The sequence below is a fragment of the Flagellimonas ochracea genome (assembly GCF_009903685.1).
GTDB classification, from domain to species: domain Bacteria; phylum Bacteroidota; class Bacteroidia; order Flavobacteriales; family Flavobacteriaceae; genus Flagellimonas; species Flagellimonas ochracea.
The window spans coordinates 57,815-74,779 of the sequence record NZ_JAAABI010000002.1 but is presented as its reverse complement, the minus strand read 5'-3'; the positions used below and the strand labels follow the sequence as shown (position 1 = coordinate 74,779).

12 protein-coding genes and 1 tRNA gene are annotated in these 16,965 nt (G+C 40.5%); 10 read left to right on the top strand and 3 right to left on the bottom strand.

The window, feature by feature from the left end:
* Positions 1–74 precede the first annotated feature (74 nt).
* The 3 genes from feoB to GTQ34_RS05835 form a co-directional block, all read right to left on the bottom strand.
* Positions 75–2,312 (bottom strand): ferrous iron transport protein B, encoded by a 2,238-nt coding sequence (gene feoB / locus GTQ34_RS05845; RefSeq protein ID WP_166522855.1) that lies wholly within the window; start codon positions 2,310–2,312, stop codon positions 75–77.
* Positions 2,309–2,551, bottom strand: a complete 243-nt coding sequence (locus tag GTQ34_RS05840) for a FeoA family protein (protein WP_166522854.1) — start codon at positions 2,549–2,551, stop codon at positions 2,309–2,311. The genes feoB and GTQ34_RS05840 overlap by 4 nt, the downstream gene beginning before the upstream one ends.
* An 84-nt stretch (positions 2,552–2,635) precedes the next feature.
* Entirely contained in the window at positions 2,636–3,310 is a 675-nt protein-coding gene (locus GTQ34_RS05835) for an SCO family protein (protein ID WP_166523635.1), read from the bottom strand.
* A gap of 153 nt (positions 3,311–3,463) precedes the next feature.
* Between GTQ34_RS05835 and rseP the strand changes: the two genes are divergently transcribed.
* From rseP to GTQ34_RS05790, 10 genes are all read left to right on the top strand, one after another.
* Positions 3,464–4,819, top strand: coding sequence for an RIP metalloprotease RseP (gene rseP, locus GTQ34_RS05830; RefSeq protein ID WP_166522853.1), 1,356 nt, complete (start codon positions 3,464–3,466; stop codon positions 4,817–4,819).
* A 69-nt stretch (positions 4,820–4,888) separates the two neighbouring features.
* Positions 4,889–4,962 (top strand) — tRNA-Asn (locus GTQ34_RS05825).
* A gap of 419 nt (positions 4,963–5,381) precedes the next feature.
* Positions 5,382–6,017: an RNA polymerase sigma factor gene (locus GTQ34_RS05820; protein WP_166522852.1), complete on the top strand. Its 636-nt coding sequence runs from the start codon at positions 5,382–5,384 to the stop codon at positions 6,015–6,017.
* Positions 6,018–6,167: 150 nt separating this feature from the next.
* Positions 6,168–7,367 carry a FecR family protein gene (locus GTQ34_RS05815; protein ID WP_166522851.1) on the top strand — a complete coding sequence of 400 codons (1,200 nt, stop codon included), beginning with the start codon at positions 6,168–6,170 and terminating at the stop codon, positions 7,365–7,367.
* A gap of 217 nt (positions 7,368–7,584) precedes the next feature.
* Positions 7,585–10,893 (top strand): TonB-dependent receptor, encoded by a 3,309-nt coding sequence (locus GTQ34_RS05810; protein ID WP_166522850.1) that lies wholly within the window; start codon positions 7,585–7,587, stop codon positions 10,891–10,893.
* Positions 10,894–10,917: 24 nt separating this feature from the next.
* Positions 10,918–12,312, top strand: a complete 1,395-nt coding sequence (locus GTQ34_RS05805; RefSeq protein WP_166522849.1) for a RagB/SusD family nutrient uptake outer membrane protein — start codon at positions 10,918–10,920, stop codon at positions 12,310–12,312.
* Between the two features lie 86 nt (positions 12,313–12,398).
* Complete coding sequence (locus GTQ34_RS05800; protein WP_166522848.1) at positions 12,399–13,754, top strand: TlpA family protein disulfide reductase; 1,356 nt, start codon at positions 12,399–12,401, stop codon at positions 13,752–13,754.
* Between the two features lie 186 nt (positions 13,755–13,940).
* Entirely contained in the window at positions 13,941–14,639 is a 699-nt protein-coding gene (locus GTQ34_RS05795; RefSeq protein WP_166522847.1) for a DUF4397 domain-containing protein, read from the top strand.
* Positions 14,640–14,762: 123 nt separating this feature from the next.
* Positions 14,763–15,224, top strand: coding sequence for a protein-disulfide reductase DsbD family protein (locus GTQ34_RS16710; RefSeq protein ID WP_208103850.1), 462 nt, complete (start codon positions 14,763–14,765; stop codon positions 15,222–15,224).
* A gap of 1 nt (position 15,225) precedes the next feature.
* A complete protein-coding gene (locus GTQ34_RS05790) occupies positions 15,226–16,773 on the top strand; it encodes a protein-disulfide reductase DsbD family protein (protein ID WP_208103849.1) in 1,548 nt (515 codons plus the stop codon).
* The last annotated feature ends 192 nt before the right edge of the window (positions 16,774–16,965 follow it).

Genomic DNA, 16,965 nt, shown 5'->3' with positions numbered 1-16,965 from the left:
ACAAACTTCCAAAGTAAATAGAAAATTGCGGCTCCTAAGAAAGTGTAAACAAGTATGTGCTGAAGGAGTGCCAATTACTTTAGGATTTGATAGACCGTTAATGATACAAGATACGCAAAAGCACTCATAAAAATCAGTTGGAACAATGGCCATTTCCAGGAGTTGGTCTCCCGTTTCACTACGGCCAAGGTGCTCATGCACTGCATGGCAAAGGCATAGAAAAGCATTAAAGAGATACCGGTGGCCAGATTGAACAAGGGTTTTTTCCCAGAATGATCAAGTTCGGCGGCCATGCGGTTCTTTATGGTTTCTTCCTCATCACTGCCCACACTATAGATTGTGGCCAAGGTGCCCACAAATACCTCACGGGCGGCAAAGGATGTCAGAACGGCAATTCCTATTTTCCAATCGTAACCCAATGGTTTCACCAAGGGTTCAATGGCTTTTCCCATTTGGCCAATGTAGGAATGCTCCAATTTATAACTGGCTATTTCTTGCCCTCGTGCTTTTTCTTCCAGTTCAATCTTCATTTTCTGAATGGAATCTTGAAAGGATTCAAGGCCTAAAGCATTGCTTTGGTCCACGACACTCCCTGCTGTACTTCGTTTATAGGCATCGATGTTGTTACGAATGTAGTTTTTACTATAATCAGACAGGCCCCGCTCTTCAATCCGTTGGTTTACCAAGGTCTCAGCATTCTTAAACTCCGTAGAGTATCCGTTGGAACCTAAAAACCAAAGCACAATGGAAATGGCAAGGATTATTTTACCCGCACCGAACACAAAGCTTTTTGTTTTTTCAATCACAGTATATACCACGTTCTTTAAAAGAGGTAAACGGTAGGTGGGCATTTCCACCATAAATAAGGACCTGCTTTTGATTTTTAAGACCTTGTTCAGTGCCATGGCAGACAAGATGGCCATACCAAATCCAAGAAGGTATAGCAGCATTAAGGTCAGGGCCTGATAACTTAGACCTAAAATTCTACCTTTTGGAATTACTAATGCAATTAGGATGAGGTAGACCGGCAATCGTGCAGAGCATGTGGTAAATGGGGTCACCAAAATAGTAATCAAACGTTCTTTCCAGTTTTCTATGGTACGTGTGGCCATTACAGCCGGTATGGCACATGCGGTTCCTGAGATAAGCGGTACCACACTTTTACCACTTAGTCCAAAAGGGCGCATTAAGCGATCCATAAGAAAAACTACCCTGCTCATGTATCCACTTTCCTCTAAAAGGGAAATGAACAGGAAAAGAAAGGCTATCTGAGGAATAAAGATGACAATGCCACCGATGCCGGCAAGAATTCCTTCCGCCAGCAAGTCCGTAAAGACCCCGGGGGGCAATGTACTCTTTATCCATTCTCCTGCATTTGCAAATTGCTCATCAATGAAGTCCATGGGGTAGGTGCTCCAATCAAAAATGGCCTGAAAGATGGTCAACAGGATTACCAGAAAAATCACATAGCCAAAAATCTTGTGGGTCAGTATTTTATCGAACGAGGCCCTTAATCCCTTGGCCACTTGGAAATCTACTTTGTAGGTTTCCTTTAAGGTATCGTTGATGAACTGGTACCGCAATGCGGTTTCCTTGTGCTGTAGTTTTTTGAGCTCGGATTTTGATTTTGTTGAAAAAGAAGTAGCATCCTCAATCGTTTTCTTTTCAATGGGCATGAAGTTCACATCCTGGGTAATAACCAACCATAATTTGTACAAGTCTTCTTTGGGGAAGGCTTTTTGTAATCGGTTAAAGTAGTCTGGTGCAATTCGTGAAGCATTTAGGTTTGGCGAAGTGGACAGGCTTTCATAGTCTTCAATAAGTTCTTTGATCTGTTCAACACCTCGATTTTTTCTGGTGCTGACCAACGCAATCTTGGTGTCCAATTTCTCCTCCATTAACCCAACATCCAAGGAAATTCCCTTGCGAGACATCCTATCTGACATATTTATCACCAGAATGGTTGGAATCCTAAGGTCTTTTATTTGGGTGAAGAGCAAAAGATTCCTTTTTAGGTTTTCCACGTCGCTGATCACTACAGCAACATCGGGATAGTGGACATCATTTTTATTGAGCAACAATTCCACCACAACACTCTCATCCAAGGAGGTAGTGTTAAGACTGTAAGTACCCGGTAAATCTAAAATATGGGCCTTAGCTCCAGAGGGAAGTTTGCATACACCTTCCTTTTTTTCCACCGTAATACCGGGGTAATTGCCCACTTTTTGCTTAAGACCTGTCAGTTGGTTAAAAACGGAAGTTTTTCCGGTATTTGGGTTGCCGATCAAGGCGACTTTAATGGCCCTGCTCATGGAATCTGGGTATCGTCAACAATTTCCAGCTCGATCAATTGGGCCAAAGACCTCCGAATCGCTATGTGGCAGCCACTTAAGTTTACATAAAGCGGGTCGTTCAAAGGAGCGATTTGTACCAATTCTATACTATTTCCGGGCAAACAACCCAACTCCATAAGTTTGATGGGCAACATGTCCTCTGAAAAATTCTTGATAATCCCTTTTTGTCCTTGTGAAAGATCCGCTACTGTGGGCACTGCACTTATTTAGATTGATTATAAGTAAGCAAAAGTAAGTAAAAAAGCTAAACCAACCTCTTCAAAATGGAATAAAGCAACGGGCTACTCCGAATAACTTGCCTGCAAAATCTCAAGATCCGTAAGCAATTTTGAAATTTCCTTGCGGTCCGTCCCGTCATAAAACCCACGAATTCTTCGTTCCTTGTCCACAAGAATGAAGTTCTCGGTATGGATCATATCATAAGGACCACCATCTCCATCATTTTTGACAGCTAAATATGATTTTCTTGCCAGTTCATAGATTTGTTTTTTATCCCCAGTTACCAAATTCCATTTACGGTCCATAACTCCTTTTTCAAGAGCATATTTTTTGAGCTGGGGCACCGAGTCTATGATAGGTGTTACGGAATGGGAAAGTAAGAGCACATCCTCATCATCCAAGATGGCTTGCTGAATTTCGACCATATTTTTGGTCATGATCGGGCAAATACTGGGGCATGTGGTAAAAAAAAAGTCGGCCACATAAATTTTGTTCTTGTAATTCTCCTGGGTAACAGTCTGTCCATTTTGGTTGGTCAGTTCAAAATCGGCAATGGTATGATATTTTTTTTTGTAGTGCAGGGTGCTGTCCACTAGAGTCTTGTCCACCATTGAGGGTTGATAAACCGGAAGTGTCTTTTTTGGCTGCAGAGCATCATAGAACAAAAAGATGATCACAGCGGACAAGGCCAAGAGGACTATTCCGAACAATTTGTATTTGGAGAAGAAAGACCGCATTAATTGCAAAATTACTGCGGACTGGGCCATTGGTCAAATCAAAAGCCCTGTTTTGTTGCTAAAACTTTCTTAAATCCCAGCGACGACCAAGAGGCCTGTTTTTTTATCAAGGGCTAAAAGATTACTTTTGTGCGTTTTAACGGATAGTTGCTGATGAGCCCCATATTGATAAAGACCATACAATTCTTTCTGAGTTTGTCCATACTTATTGTGCTTCATGAACTTGGACACTTTATTCCAGCCAAAATATTTAAGACCCGGGTAGAAAAATTCTATCTCTTTTTCGACGTCAAGTTTTCCCTTTTCAAGAAAAAAATTGGTGAGACTGTTTACGGTATCGGGTGGTTGCCCTTGGGAGGCTACGTGAAAATAGCTGGAATGATAGATGAGAGCATGGATACCGAGCAGATGAAGGAAGAGCCAAAGCCTTGGGAATTTCGAAGCAAACCGGCATGGCAACGATTGATCATCATGCTGGGCGGTGTAACGGTGAATTTCATCTTGGCCGTCATTATATATATTGGAATGGCTTATTCCTACGGAGATCAGTATATCCCAATGGAAAGCGTGAAAGATGGAGTTTGGGTTACTGAAAAAGAAATAGGTGATAAGATAGGCATACAGACTGGGGATAAGATTATTGCAGTGGATGGCGAAGAGCTCAAAACTTTCAATAGTGTCTACATGGAGTTGATAAATGGAAACACAATTACCATTGAAAGGAATGGTGAGCGCATCGAGAAAGAAATCCCTGTTGACTTTATTTCAACGCTATTGGAAGATGAGGACAAGGTGAGGTTTTTGAGCCTGAGAGCGCCGTTCATGGTAAACAAGGTTCCGAAAAAATCACACAATAAAGATGTGGGTTTCATGCCCAAAGATGAATTTATTAGTATAAATGGTACTCCAGCTGTTTTTAGGGATGAGGTGACACCTTTATTGGAAAGTAATAAAGGAAAGGATATAGAAATTGTAGTCCGCCGTGAGAATGGAGCCATTGAAAATATCGTGGCCCGTGTCGATGAAGAAGGAAAATTAGGATTGGAAATAGCTGGATTTACCATGGAAGACATGGAAAATCGCGGTCATTTTGAGATAAGGACCCAGGAATATTCTTTTTTGGAAGCCATTCCCGCAGGAATAGATAGAGGGGTTACGACCTTGACCAGCTACGTAAAGCAACTCAAGAAGATTTTCAATCCCCAAACAGGAGCGTATAAAGGTGTTGGAGGATTTGCCGCCATTGGAAGCATGTTCCCTGATACTTGGGACTGGACAGCCTTTTGGTCCACTACAGCATTGATTTCGATTATTTTGGCCTTCATGAACATTTTGCCCATTCCAGCTTTGGATGGGGGACATGTTGTGTTTTTATTGTACGAAATGGTTACGGGCCGCAAGCCAAGTGATAAATTTTTGGAGCATGCCCAGATGATAGGCTTTTTCCTTTTGATAGCATTATTGCTGTTTGCCAATGGCAATGATTTGTACAAATGGCTTTTTAAATAGAAAACCACTTTTTTTGTTTGTTGCGTATTAAGGAAACTGCTATATTTGCACCCGCTTAATGTAAAATATTCCTCCTTAGCTCAGTTGGTTAGAGCATCTGACTGTTAATCAGAGGGTCCTTGGTTCGAGCCCAAGAGGGGGAGCCCAGTAAACAAAAGGCTTTAGAGAATTTCAAACTCTAGGGCCTTTTTTCATTTGCACATAATTTGCACATAAACCCCTTTTTCTCCCATGGTAATTGGCTTTAGTCCCATTTATCGTTAGTTAAAAGCAGTATCCATCTTTCTACAAAAACAGGATTTGTTTTGACAGAAGTTGTCTGCTAAGGCAGATACTAACCTAACAAGAGTATTCTTACAAAAAGCACATTTTTATTAAACTTTTTTCAAAAATGTTGCCATTTGAACCCATTTGATTTAATTTAGTGTAAAGACTTTGTTATTTTATTGATAATATTGAAGTCTTTTAAGAGACCGAATTTTGTAAAGTTTACCCTTTTAAAAAGAGCAAAATTCCCAAATTCCCCCGTGAACCTACCCTCCTAGATCATTGAAGCTTTATTGTGCTTGGAGACATTGGAATGGAGAACAAGGAAACACATAGCGAAAAGGCACTTATTGCCCAGGTGGCAAAGGGAAATGAATTGGCCTTTAAACAGGTCTTTGACCAGTACCGGGCTATTGTATACACCTTGGCCCTAAGAATGCTCAAGTCCCGGACACTTGCCGAAGAAATGGTACAGGAAGTCTTTATCAAGATTTGGGAAAAACGGGAAGGACTTGATCAAGTGGACAACTTTAAGGGATACCTGTATAGAATAGCAAAAAATCGGGTTTTTGATGAATTTAAAAGAATTGCGCGAGAAGCCATCAGCGATGAAGTGCCCGATGAAAACCGGTTGGCATCATCAAACAATACGGACTATCCCATTCGAAAAGAACAATTGGACTCGCTATTGGAACAAACCCTGGATAAATTGCCCGAACAGCAACAGTATATTTTCAAACTTTCCAGAGAGGAGGGATTGACCTATCGGGAGATTGCCGAAATCGTCAATCTTTCGCCATTTACCGTAAAGACCCATATGAAGAATACCCTGGCCTTTTTGCGCAATCATATGTCAGGATACATGGAATTCTATATGCTACTGGTTTTGTGCAGTCTACCCTCCACGTTTATGGTTTACTTCTTCATTTGATTCGCCCTGTAACAATTGATTCCAATTAGGTCCTTTAAAATGTTTTTTACTTGGGATTCAAGTTCGATAAACAGGTCCATTTCCTAGTTTTTTTCAAAAAATTCACTTTTTCACTACCCCCACCCCCCTCTTTAATCCGTCTTACTATAGATGACAGATAAAAGATTCTTAGAATTATTGGAAAAATACATCGCCCAGTCGGCTTCCGAAGAGGAAACGAAAGCGTTGATGTATGCAGTCCATTCGGGGAAATATGATGATTTGCTCAAAAAGCACTTGGATGACATGAAGCTCGGTCCATTGGAAGATGTAAGTGAACAACGGGCTGGGGAACTATTTCAAAACATCATCCAAACGGCAAAGCCATTTCCTGAAAGCAAGGTGAAAAAAGGAACTTGGCGAACATATGGAGTTGCCACTGCCGCGGTTGTTCTATTTGCATTTGGCCTAAGCCTGTTTTTTGACCAGGAGCGCAATCAAATTGCTCCAAATGGTATCGAATCCATTATGCCCGGTACCGATAAGGCAACACTTACCCTGGATGACGGCTCGCAAGTGGTGTTGGACAGTACCTCCCAAGGGGCCGTTGCAAATCAAGGGAACATCCAGGTCATCAATGGGCAGGGACATCTTTCCTACGTTACATCGGCAGGGTCTTGGCAAAACAAGGAAATTGTATATAATACGGTCACCACGCCCAGGGGCGGACAATACGCCATGGTGCTACCCGATGGAACGAAGGTATGGCTCAATGCGGCCTCTTCCATAAAGTATCCCGTTACCCTTAGCGGTGAAAAAAGGGTGGTAGAGCTGACCGGTGAAGCGTATTTTGAAGTGGCAACCTTAAGAAAGGGAAATGGAAAGGTGCCATTTGTGGTCAGTGTTGGAGGAGCTGAGGTTGAAGTGCTGGGGACACATTTCAATATCATGGCCTATGATGAGGAACCCACATTGCAGACCACTTTATTGGAAGGTTCCGTGCGTTTGCGAACAGGGGAATCTTCTTTACTGTTAGTACCTGGCCAACAAGCCAAATTGGACGATTCCGGGGAACTAAGTCTTTCCACAAATGTGGATACCCGTCAAGTCGTAGCCTGGAAGAACGGATACTTCCGCTTTAACAATACGAATATAACGACCATAATGAACCAGTTGGGAAGATGGTACGATGTGGATATTTCATATGATAGCAATGCCATTAAGGAATTAAGTTTTGGGGGTGTTATATCAAGAAAGGACAATATCGGAGAGATGCTGGATCTATTGGAACTGACGGAGTCGATTCATTTTGATGTTGCCGGCAATGCTATTCAGGTAAAGCAAGGTCCGAAAACAAAAACAAATAACTAAACCAACGAGAACACAAATGATACATCAAAGTTTTAAAAATGGAAACAATCTTGCCCATTTTAGGTATCCATATCACTATACTTAAAACGGTCAATATTTTCAGCTCTTTGAAGTAATAAAAAAGGAGGTGCTGTTACACCCCCTTTTACAAATGCTTTAAGTGAGTAAACAGCTATGCGCTAACACAGTAGTATTAACCACCAAAACATTCAAATTTATGCAATTCAGTACACATTGCCAACCGAAAAAATCGGAATGGCAACAGCACTACAACCTATGGAGAATAATGAAACTATCCGCTTTTTTTCTGGTCGTGTGCTTACAGATGGCCATGGCAAGCTCGGCACAGACCGTTAGCCTTACCCTACGCGAAGCACCCATACAGAGCGTTTTTGAACAGATAAACGAGCAAACGGGTTATGAATTTTTATATAATTCTCAATTACTCTCGGAAGCTAGTCCAGTAACGCTTGATGTTAAGGACATTTCTTTAATCGAAGCATTGGAATTATGCTTTTCGAACCAGCCATTCTCTTTTACAATAAAGAACAAGACCATAATTGTTCAACCGACTAAGGGTAATGCAGCGAATACAGCGGTTCAAAGTCAAGACCCCATCACCATCACCGGACAGGTCACCAATACGGATGGCGTCCCATTGCCTGGGGTTAGTATAGTTGTCAAGGGCACTAGCCGTGGTGTCGCCACCGACTTTGACGGCAATTATACCATCGTCGTTCCAAATGGCCAAAGCATCCTAGTCTTTACCAGTGTAGGCTACTCAGAGCAAGAAATCACCGTTGGCAACCGGACCATCATTAACATTACCATGGAGGAATCCGTCAGCCAATTGGATGAAGTGGTATTAAATGCAGGGTATTATAATACTGTAAAGCGTGAGGTGACTGGAAGTATTGCCAAAGTTTCGGCAGTAGAAATCGAGAACAGCCCACCTTTTAATCCTTTGCAATCATTGCAAGGAAGAGTCGCAGGGGTGAATATAGTTCAAAATACTGGTGTACCAGGAGGTGGATTTAATATTCAAATTAGAGGAATAAATAGTTTGAGATCAGACGGTAGTAATCCTTTGTATATTATCGATGGAGTACCTTTTAGTTCGTCCCCCCTTTCTTTTGGTCTCGGTCAAGGTGCGTTCGGCCAAGGAGGTGGCAATCCTCTCAATACAATTGACCCTTCGAACATAGAGAGCATAGAAATCTTAAAAGATGCAGATGCCACTGCCATTTACGGGTCTAGAGGAGCAAATGGTGTAGTGTTAATAAAAACCAAAAAAGGACAGCTGGGAAAAACCTCAGTAAATGTTAAGATTTCATCTGGTTTCGGAAAAGTAGCCAATAGGATAGATGTTTTAAACACACAACAGTATCTGGAAATGCGAAGGGAGGCTTTTGCCAATGATGGGGTCGAGCCAACTCCAAGAAATGCAGCAGATTTATTACTATGGGATCAAAATAGATATACCGATTGGCAAGAAGTATTAGTTGGTGGAAATGCGACAATATCCAATATAAGCACATCTGTTTCAGGAGGTAACGAAAGGACCCAATTTTTAATTGGAGCGAATTTTTATGAAGAGACAAGTGTTTTTCCTAAAGATTTCCCTTACAAAAGAGCATCGGCACTTTTCAATTTAAATCATACATCTTCAGACAATAAGTTTTCGACTACATTATCAGTAAACTATTCTAATGAGGACAACGATTTGCCAAATCAGGATTTTATGACGGCGGCGTTAAAGTTAGCTCCTAATGCTCCTGAGGGATTTGATGAAAACGGTAATTTGAACTTTGAAAATTTCAATGCAAACCCTTTTAGCAATTTGCTTTCCACTTTTGATGCTCAGGTTAACAATTTAATAAGCAACTTAAATTTGTCTTATTCGTTTACAAAAAATCTTCGCTTAAAATCTAGTTTTGGATATACTAAAACTGACCGATTGGAAAGACTGATAAGGCCCCAAAGCTCCATTCGACCTACCTCCAGTGCAATTGCTTCCACTAGAATTGGGGATCAGAGTGTTGAAACTTGGATAATAGAACCTCAGATTGAATATAACAAGGAATTTGGTAATCATAGCTTCAAATTTCTTGTTGGGACGACATTTCAGGAAACAATAAATAATGGTCAAACCTCTGAATCCACGGGTTTTCCAAGTGATGCATTATTAGAAAATATCGCTGCCGCAACAACTACCGATGTCTTTTCTGTTTTGTCTACCAAATACAGGTATAATGCCGTATTTGGTAGGGTAAACTATAATTATGAAGACAAATATATCCTTAATCTTACTGGAAGACGCGATGGTTCAAGCCGCTTTGGGCCCGGACGACAATTTGGAAATTTTGGTGCGGTTGGTGTAGCTTGGTTGTTCACTAATGAAAATTTCTTTGGAGATAAATCAATATTAAATTATGGAAAGTTAAGAGGAAATTATGGGATAACTGGTAATGATCAAATCGGTGATTACCAATTTCTAGAAACATGGGTTTCAGATGGAAGTTATCTCAATGATGCTGGCCTTGTTCCTAGTCGTTTACCTAACCGGAACTTTGGATGGGAGTCTACAAGGAAATTAGAGGGAGGACTGGAGTTGGGCTTTTTCAAAAACAGCCTCTTTTTGGAAATAAACCACTATAGGAATCGATCCTCAAATCAACTTGTTGGGATTCCGTTACCTGATATCACTGGATTTGCTTCTGTTCAGGACAACAGGGATGCCGTGGTGCAAAACACGGGTTGGGAGTTTGACATAAGGACGTCATATGTTAAGAGTAACTCTTTTCGATGGGAATCATCTATTAATGTTACGATTCCAAGAAATAAATTGATTAGCTATCCGGATTTGGAGAACACGGGTGACGCTACTTCATTCGAAGTTGGTGAATCTATATTCATTCAAAAACTTTTTCATTTTAACGGGGTGGATCCGGAAACTGGTAATATAATAATTGAAGATTTGGATGGAGACGGAAGAATATCTCTTCCAAATGATTTGAGGACAACGGAGCCAATAACCCAGGATTTTTTTGGGGGATTCAATAACTCTTTAAAGATAAAGAACGTTCAACTGGACTTTTTGTTTCAATTTGTGAAACAAAAAGGCTTCAACTTGTGGAGATTTTGGAATGATCCTCCAGGCAGGTTTAATATTAATGTATTTAGGGGGAACCAACCAGTCGAGGTATTGAATAGGTGGCAAAATCCTGGCGATATCACCGATATTCAACGTTATACGCAGAGATTTAGCAGCCCATTTTCAAGGGCTTCAAGTGGAGATTTTGGTTTAGCAGATGCTTCATTTATTCGCTTAAAAAATGTGCAGCTTGCTTACAATTTTCCTGAAGTGGTTTTGGATAAATTGAAGCTTGAGCAATTAAGACTTTTCTTTCAAGGGCAAAATTTACTAACAATTACGAACTATTTTGGATTAGACCCCGAAACCCAGTCTAACCGATCATTACCTCCTTTAAGAACTATCAATATGGGATTGGAGATTACTTTTTAATTTTTATTGAAAACTATTAACATCATGAAAATAATTGACTATAATAAATTAATAATTAGGATTTTATCGCTGATTCTTTTGGTTGTGCCAAGCATATCTTGCGAGGATTTTGTGGAAATTGAACCTCCAATTACGGAGTTGGTAAATACTAATGTTTTTTTGAATGATAATACTGCTACCTCGGCTACTGTGGCGATGTATGGGAGTATGATGAACAGGTTTGGTAGCTTCGCAAATTACAATATAACTGCTTTTGCAGGCCAATCCGCAGATGAGTTAATTGATTTTGATGACTCCAATCAATTCTATTCAAACTCTTTAATCGCTGCAGATAATGAGGTATCCAATTTTTGGGGAGACGCCTATTCTTATATTTATCAAGCTAATGCGGTTATTCAAGGACTCACCGAATCTTCCTCACTTATACCCTCCACTAGAGACCAATTATTAGGAGAGGCCATTTTTTTTAGGGCTTTCTGTTACTTTTACCTCGTTAACTTCTTTGGGGATGTACCGCTTATTACAAATACGGACTTTGAAATAAATAGGGTAGCCTTTCGAACTCCTTTTCAAGACGTCTATCAAACAATTTTAGATGATTTACTTCGTGCACAAAATCTATTATCTGAAGGCTTTGAGTTCACTGAAGGAGAACGAATACGTCCAAATAAAGGAGCAGCGACTGCATTGTTAGCTAGAGTTCATTTGTATGTTCAAAATTGGGAATTGGCGGAAGAAGAGGCCAATAAACTGATAGTCAATTCAGGTGATTATCAGCTGGTCAATTTAGATGATGTTTTTCTTAAAAATAGTATGGAAACTATTTGGCAATTGTATCCCTCATCTAGTGAATTCACCAGCCAGAATACTGAAGAAGGTGCGAGATTTATTTTAGATGAGTCATCATCCCCATCCCTGGTTTTAAGTGAAGGTTTGATTAATTCTTTCGAAGTTGGCGACAACAGACAGGTTAGTTGGGTAGGTAATGTGGTTCTAAATGATGAAACTTTAAACTTTCCTTTCAAGTACAAGGCAGGCCTTGGGTCCACAACTTTGACGGAGTACTACACAGTTTTTAGACTGGCTGAGCAATACTTGATAAGAGCCGAGGCCAGGGCAATGCAAGGAAATATTCCAGGAGCCCAAGAGGATATAAACCAAATACGTAATCGTGCTGGTCTGCCTAATACTAATGCAACAGACCAACCATCGATTTTAAATGCTATTGAAGCAGAGCGAAGAATTGAGTTCATGGTGGAATTTGGGCATAGATGGTTAGATTTAAAAAGAAATAGTTCAGCAGATGAAATACTTTCTTCTATTTCAGAAAAAGATTGGCAGTTAACCGATTTGCTGTATCCTATCCCAGAATTAGAATTAGCCAACAATCCTAATTTGGTTCAAAATCCTGGCTATTAAAAGTTCAATCAAAGGCGTCAGCTACAATGATTATGTCCCTTTGCCAAAGAGACGAATTCGATAAATAAAATTTTAGTTTGCCATCAATGAAATATGAAGGAATTAGCAGAATTAGAATGAAAAAAGTTGTTTTATTTTCCATGTTGAACATTTGGGTTATTGGTGTATTTGGTCAGAAAGAAGTCAGGTCCGAATATCCAATTGTTGGGAAACCATTACCTAACTATGTTTTGCAAGAAGTCAAGTATTCGGATCAGAGTAAAATTTCATTTAGTGACTATAGAGGAAAGTGGATGATTTTGGATTTTTTTAAGATGGGATGTACCGCCTGTTTTGAAAGTTTTCCCAAAGTCAATGAATTGGCAAAACAGTACAAAGAGAGTTTACAAATTTTACTTATTGGTGAGGATCATAGATTTGTACGGGAAACTTTTGAAAAATTTCGTAAAAAATACAACTTGAAATTGCCAATGGCGATTGATTCAGATCTTTTTGAACAATTTGGGGTATTAGCCGTACCCCATGTAGTCTATATTGATCCAGATGGAATCGTGAGGGCTGTCACGAGCAAGATAGATAAGGATGTTGTTGATTCTTTTTTAAGAGGGGAGACACCTGATGTTAGAATACTCTTGAACAAACATCAAGAGCAAAACACGAACCATTCTTTCCCTAGGGATACAATTACTTTAATATCAGAACATAATATCCAACCAAAAAATATCATATTCAAATCAATTTTGGGCAAATATGATGGTAAAAGTAGGCGAGTGGTTTATAGCCCTTTTGGAAAAGGTCATACTCATAAATTAATTGGTGTATCGTTACGAAATCTGTACACGTTGGCCTTCAATGATACTTTGCTTCATTTTCCAAGTGCAGATGGTAAAAAGCCAAATTACTATGGTAAAAGTGTAAGATTTCCAATTTTGAAAGTAAATGATACATCAATGTTTTATGGCGATTACGAGAGAAAAGAAAACTTGTTTACTTATGAACTCTCAATTTCACCAGACAAGTATGAATCGATGTATCAAATGAAGAAAATATTGCAAAATGATTTGAACGAATATTTTGGATATAAAGTTTCAATTGATTCCCTATTAATGCCTTATTGGAAACTTATTGCTACTGATAAAGCAAGGAATGATTTGAAATCAAGAAAAACAACCTATTCGTGGGAAGGTAAAGGTTCTCATACCTTTTCGGAATTAACCAACGCACCAGTATCTAATATCGTTAGAATACTTTGGGCATATCATCAGACAGAACCCCCGTTTGTTGATGAAACGAACATAAAAGGTAATATTGATATTAGATTAAATGCGATTCATACTGATTTGATGGATTTAAGAAGGGCTTTAAATGAAAATGGTCTAGATATTGTTCGTGGACAAAAGAAAATGAAAGTTATTATTATCGATGAACCATCTCTTGACTAGCATAAAAAATCCTATTGTACCAAGTATAAAGTTTCCATGGGAAAGGGCTTTGGTATACACAGGGTAACAGAGGCTAGCCTCGGACTGTTAGAGTATTTAATGAGTACTCGAATATTTTAAGAACTAATAAAAAATGAATAAAAGCTATCAAGTCATACAAATACAAACCTTTAAAAAACTACACGTATGAAAAACCCATTCAAATTTCTATATACATTATTAGTCGGATTCTTTTTACTATCCGCCTGTTCGGAAGATGATTCTTTTCCCCAAGTCGCCTCCTTGAAAGTAGTACACGCTGGAGTGAATGTACCTACCCTCCACGTCTTATACACTCAATTTAGTGAGGATTTTACCTTCGCTAACAACCCTGTGCTCTCCTTTGCAGGCAATGAAAGGTATCCTGTTAATGCTGATAGGGAGAATCCGATTGCATTTGTCAATTCGACCGATACCACTTCAACTGTTTTGAGTACAAACGTAAATCTTCCTTCAGGTAATATTTCAACCCTATTTTTGACGGGAAGGGATAGTAACTTAAGTGGATTATTGTTGGAAGACGAATTGTTACGGCATAGGGACAGCACTGCAGGATTTCGCTTTATCAACCTAGCCCCGGACAGCCAGTCCCTGACCTTTGAAGCGGACCAGGGCATCGGCCCCGTTTCTTTGGGCTTCGAAGAGGCAACAGCCTTTCAGGAGGTGGGTGCGACAGCGGCCAATGCCAGCTATAACTTTGAGATTAAGAATGGGGCTGGGGACGTGCTGACAACCTATGCGACCACAGCACCGGTTTTTAAAAATACGACCTTGGTGATTATTGGCTTGGTGGATGATGGGTCCGGGGGGAATTCCCTTCAGGTGATACGGGTAGATAGTTTTTAGAATCTACTCAACCAACCTTATAAAATCAGAAAGGTCAGTTTTTTGAAGTAAAAACAAGATTTGATCCTCTTAGGCTATATAAAAAGGCCAGTGGTGGAAGGAACACCCTAATTTGAGTTTAAAATGAAGTATATCATAGTATCGATTTTCACACTTTTGTCCCTTCAGGTTAATAGTCAACTATTGGACCCTGCGGATTGGGAATTCTCCTCTGTAACCGCCAAGGTTGGAGAGACACAAGAAATAAAGCTACAAGTAATTCTAGATGATAGTTGGTATATCTATTCGAACGACCAGGACACTGATTTGGGGCCCAGGCCCACTGAGGTGATTTTTGAGCGCCACTCGTCTTATGAACTTTTAGGAGAACTACGACCGATAAAGGTGAAGGAAAAATACGACGATATCTGGGAGGGGAACATTCGCTATATCGATGAGAGCGGGGGCGGTTTTGTCCAAAAGATAAAAATTCTGCAAGACAATCCGGTGATACGGGGTACTATAGTCTACAGTGCCTGTTCCATGGTCACGGGCCAATGTGTCTTTCCGGAAGAAGAATTTAAAATCAAAGTGTTGAACCCATAATATGGAAGACCTCGGCACTTTTTTCCTATTGGCCTTCGGGTCTGGCTTGGCTGCACTTTTGACACCCTGTGTGTTTCCCATGGTGCCCCTCACGGTTAGTTTTTTTGGCAGTTCCCCGGTATCGACCGAGGACCAAGTCGTCCATTTGAACAGTTCGGGTTCCGGGCTTCGGGAAAAGACGAGGAAAGGGTTGCGAAAAGCAATGCTCTACGGTTTTTTTATTATCCTGATTTATGTTGTAGCGGGGACGGTGGTGGCCTATATCAATGGTCCTGAGTTTGCGAATTGGTTGAGTACCCATTGGTTGCCGAATGTGCTGTTCTTCCTCATTTTTTTGGTCTTTGCATTGTCATTTTTGGGCATGTTTGAGATTACCTTACCGAGTTCGTTTATCAATAAAGTGGACGGTCTGAGCAATAAAAAGGGGGGCTGGTTGGGCGTCTTCTTTATGGCCTTTACCCTGGTATTGGTCTCCTTTTCCTGTACGGGACCTATTGTTGGGAGTGTATTGGTCCTATCTGCTGGTGGAGCAGTCCTAAAACCTATTATAGGGATGTTTGCCTTTTCCTTGGCACTGGCTTTACCTTTTACAGTATTTGCCATCTTTCCTCAATGGATGGAACGGTTATGGAAAAGCGGGGGTTGGATGCAGGACGTCAAAGCGGTATTGGGCTTTTTGGAACTGGCCCTGGCCCTAAAGTTTTTGAGCATCGCTGACCAGGTATACCATTGGGGTATTTTGGATAGAGAGGTCTATTTGGCCGTGTGGATTGTGATTTTCTCCCTCTTGGGCTTTTACCTTTTGGGCAAAATCAAATTATATGACGGTGGAAAACAAAAGACATCGGTTCCAAAACTCATGCTGTCCATCATCAGCTTTTCTTTTGTGGTCTATATGCTCCCCGGAATGGTCGGTGCACCCTTAAAGAGTCTATCGGGCTATTTGCCACCCATGACAACGCTGGAATTTGTTATGGGGAGCCCGCAGGGGCAATTATTAGGGGATGGAGTGGGCATCAATCAAGGCCCTGTCACCCAGAGCGCAGTCAAAGGGGACAAAGGGCTTACCAACGAATGCCCAGAACCAAAGTATTCTGATTTGTTCAAGCTACCGCATGGTTTGCGAGGCTATTTTGATGTCGAACAGGCTAAGGAGTGTGCCAAGATGCAAAACAAACCCATCTTTATCGATTTTACGGGCCATGGTTGTGTAAACTGTCGGGAGATGGAGGCGCGGGTCTGGAGCGACCCTCGGGTCTTGGAAATCTTAAAGAACGATTTCATCATCTTGGCCCTTTATGTGGATGATAAGACCGAATTGCCAGAAGCGGATTGGTACGAGAGTGAATATGATGGCAAGACCAAAAAGACCATCGGGAAGCAGAATGCGGATTACCAGATTGTAAAGTACGTTAACAATGCCCAGCCCTTTTATGTGCTTATGGACGCGGGAGAAAACATGCTGGTCGAACCGAGGGCCTATGATTTGGATATTGAGAACTTTATCAGGTTTCTGGAATCTGGGATAAAAAAATTTGAATCCAGTTAAATGGCGGGACATATAAAGAACAAGCTTACTTCATAGAGTTAGTTTGAGTTAGTCAAGGGGGAACGGTATAGTATAACCGTTAGTTTTCACAAAGCCGTTTCCCTTTTTGAAATCATGTAAAAGTATTTATCAAAGGAACACCTAGGTTTTGTTTTCATCAGAGGTTATTTGAATTAGCTATCAAACTCCATA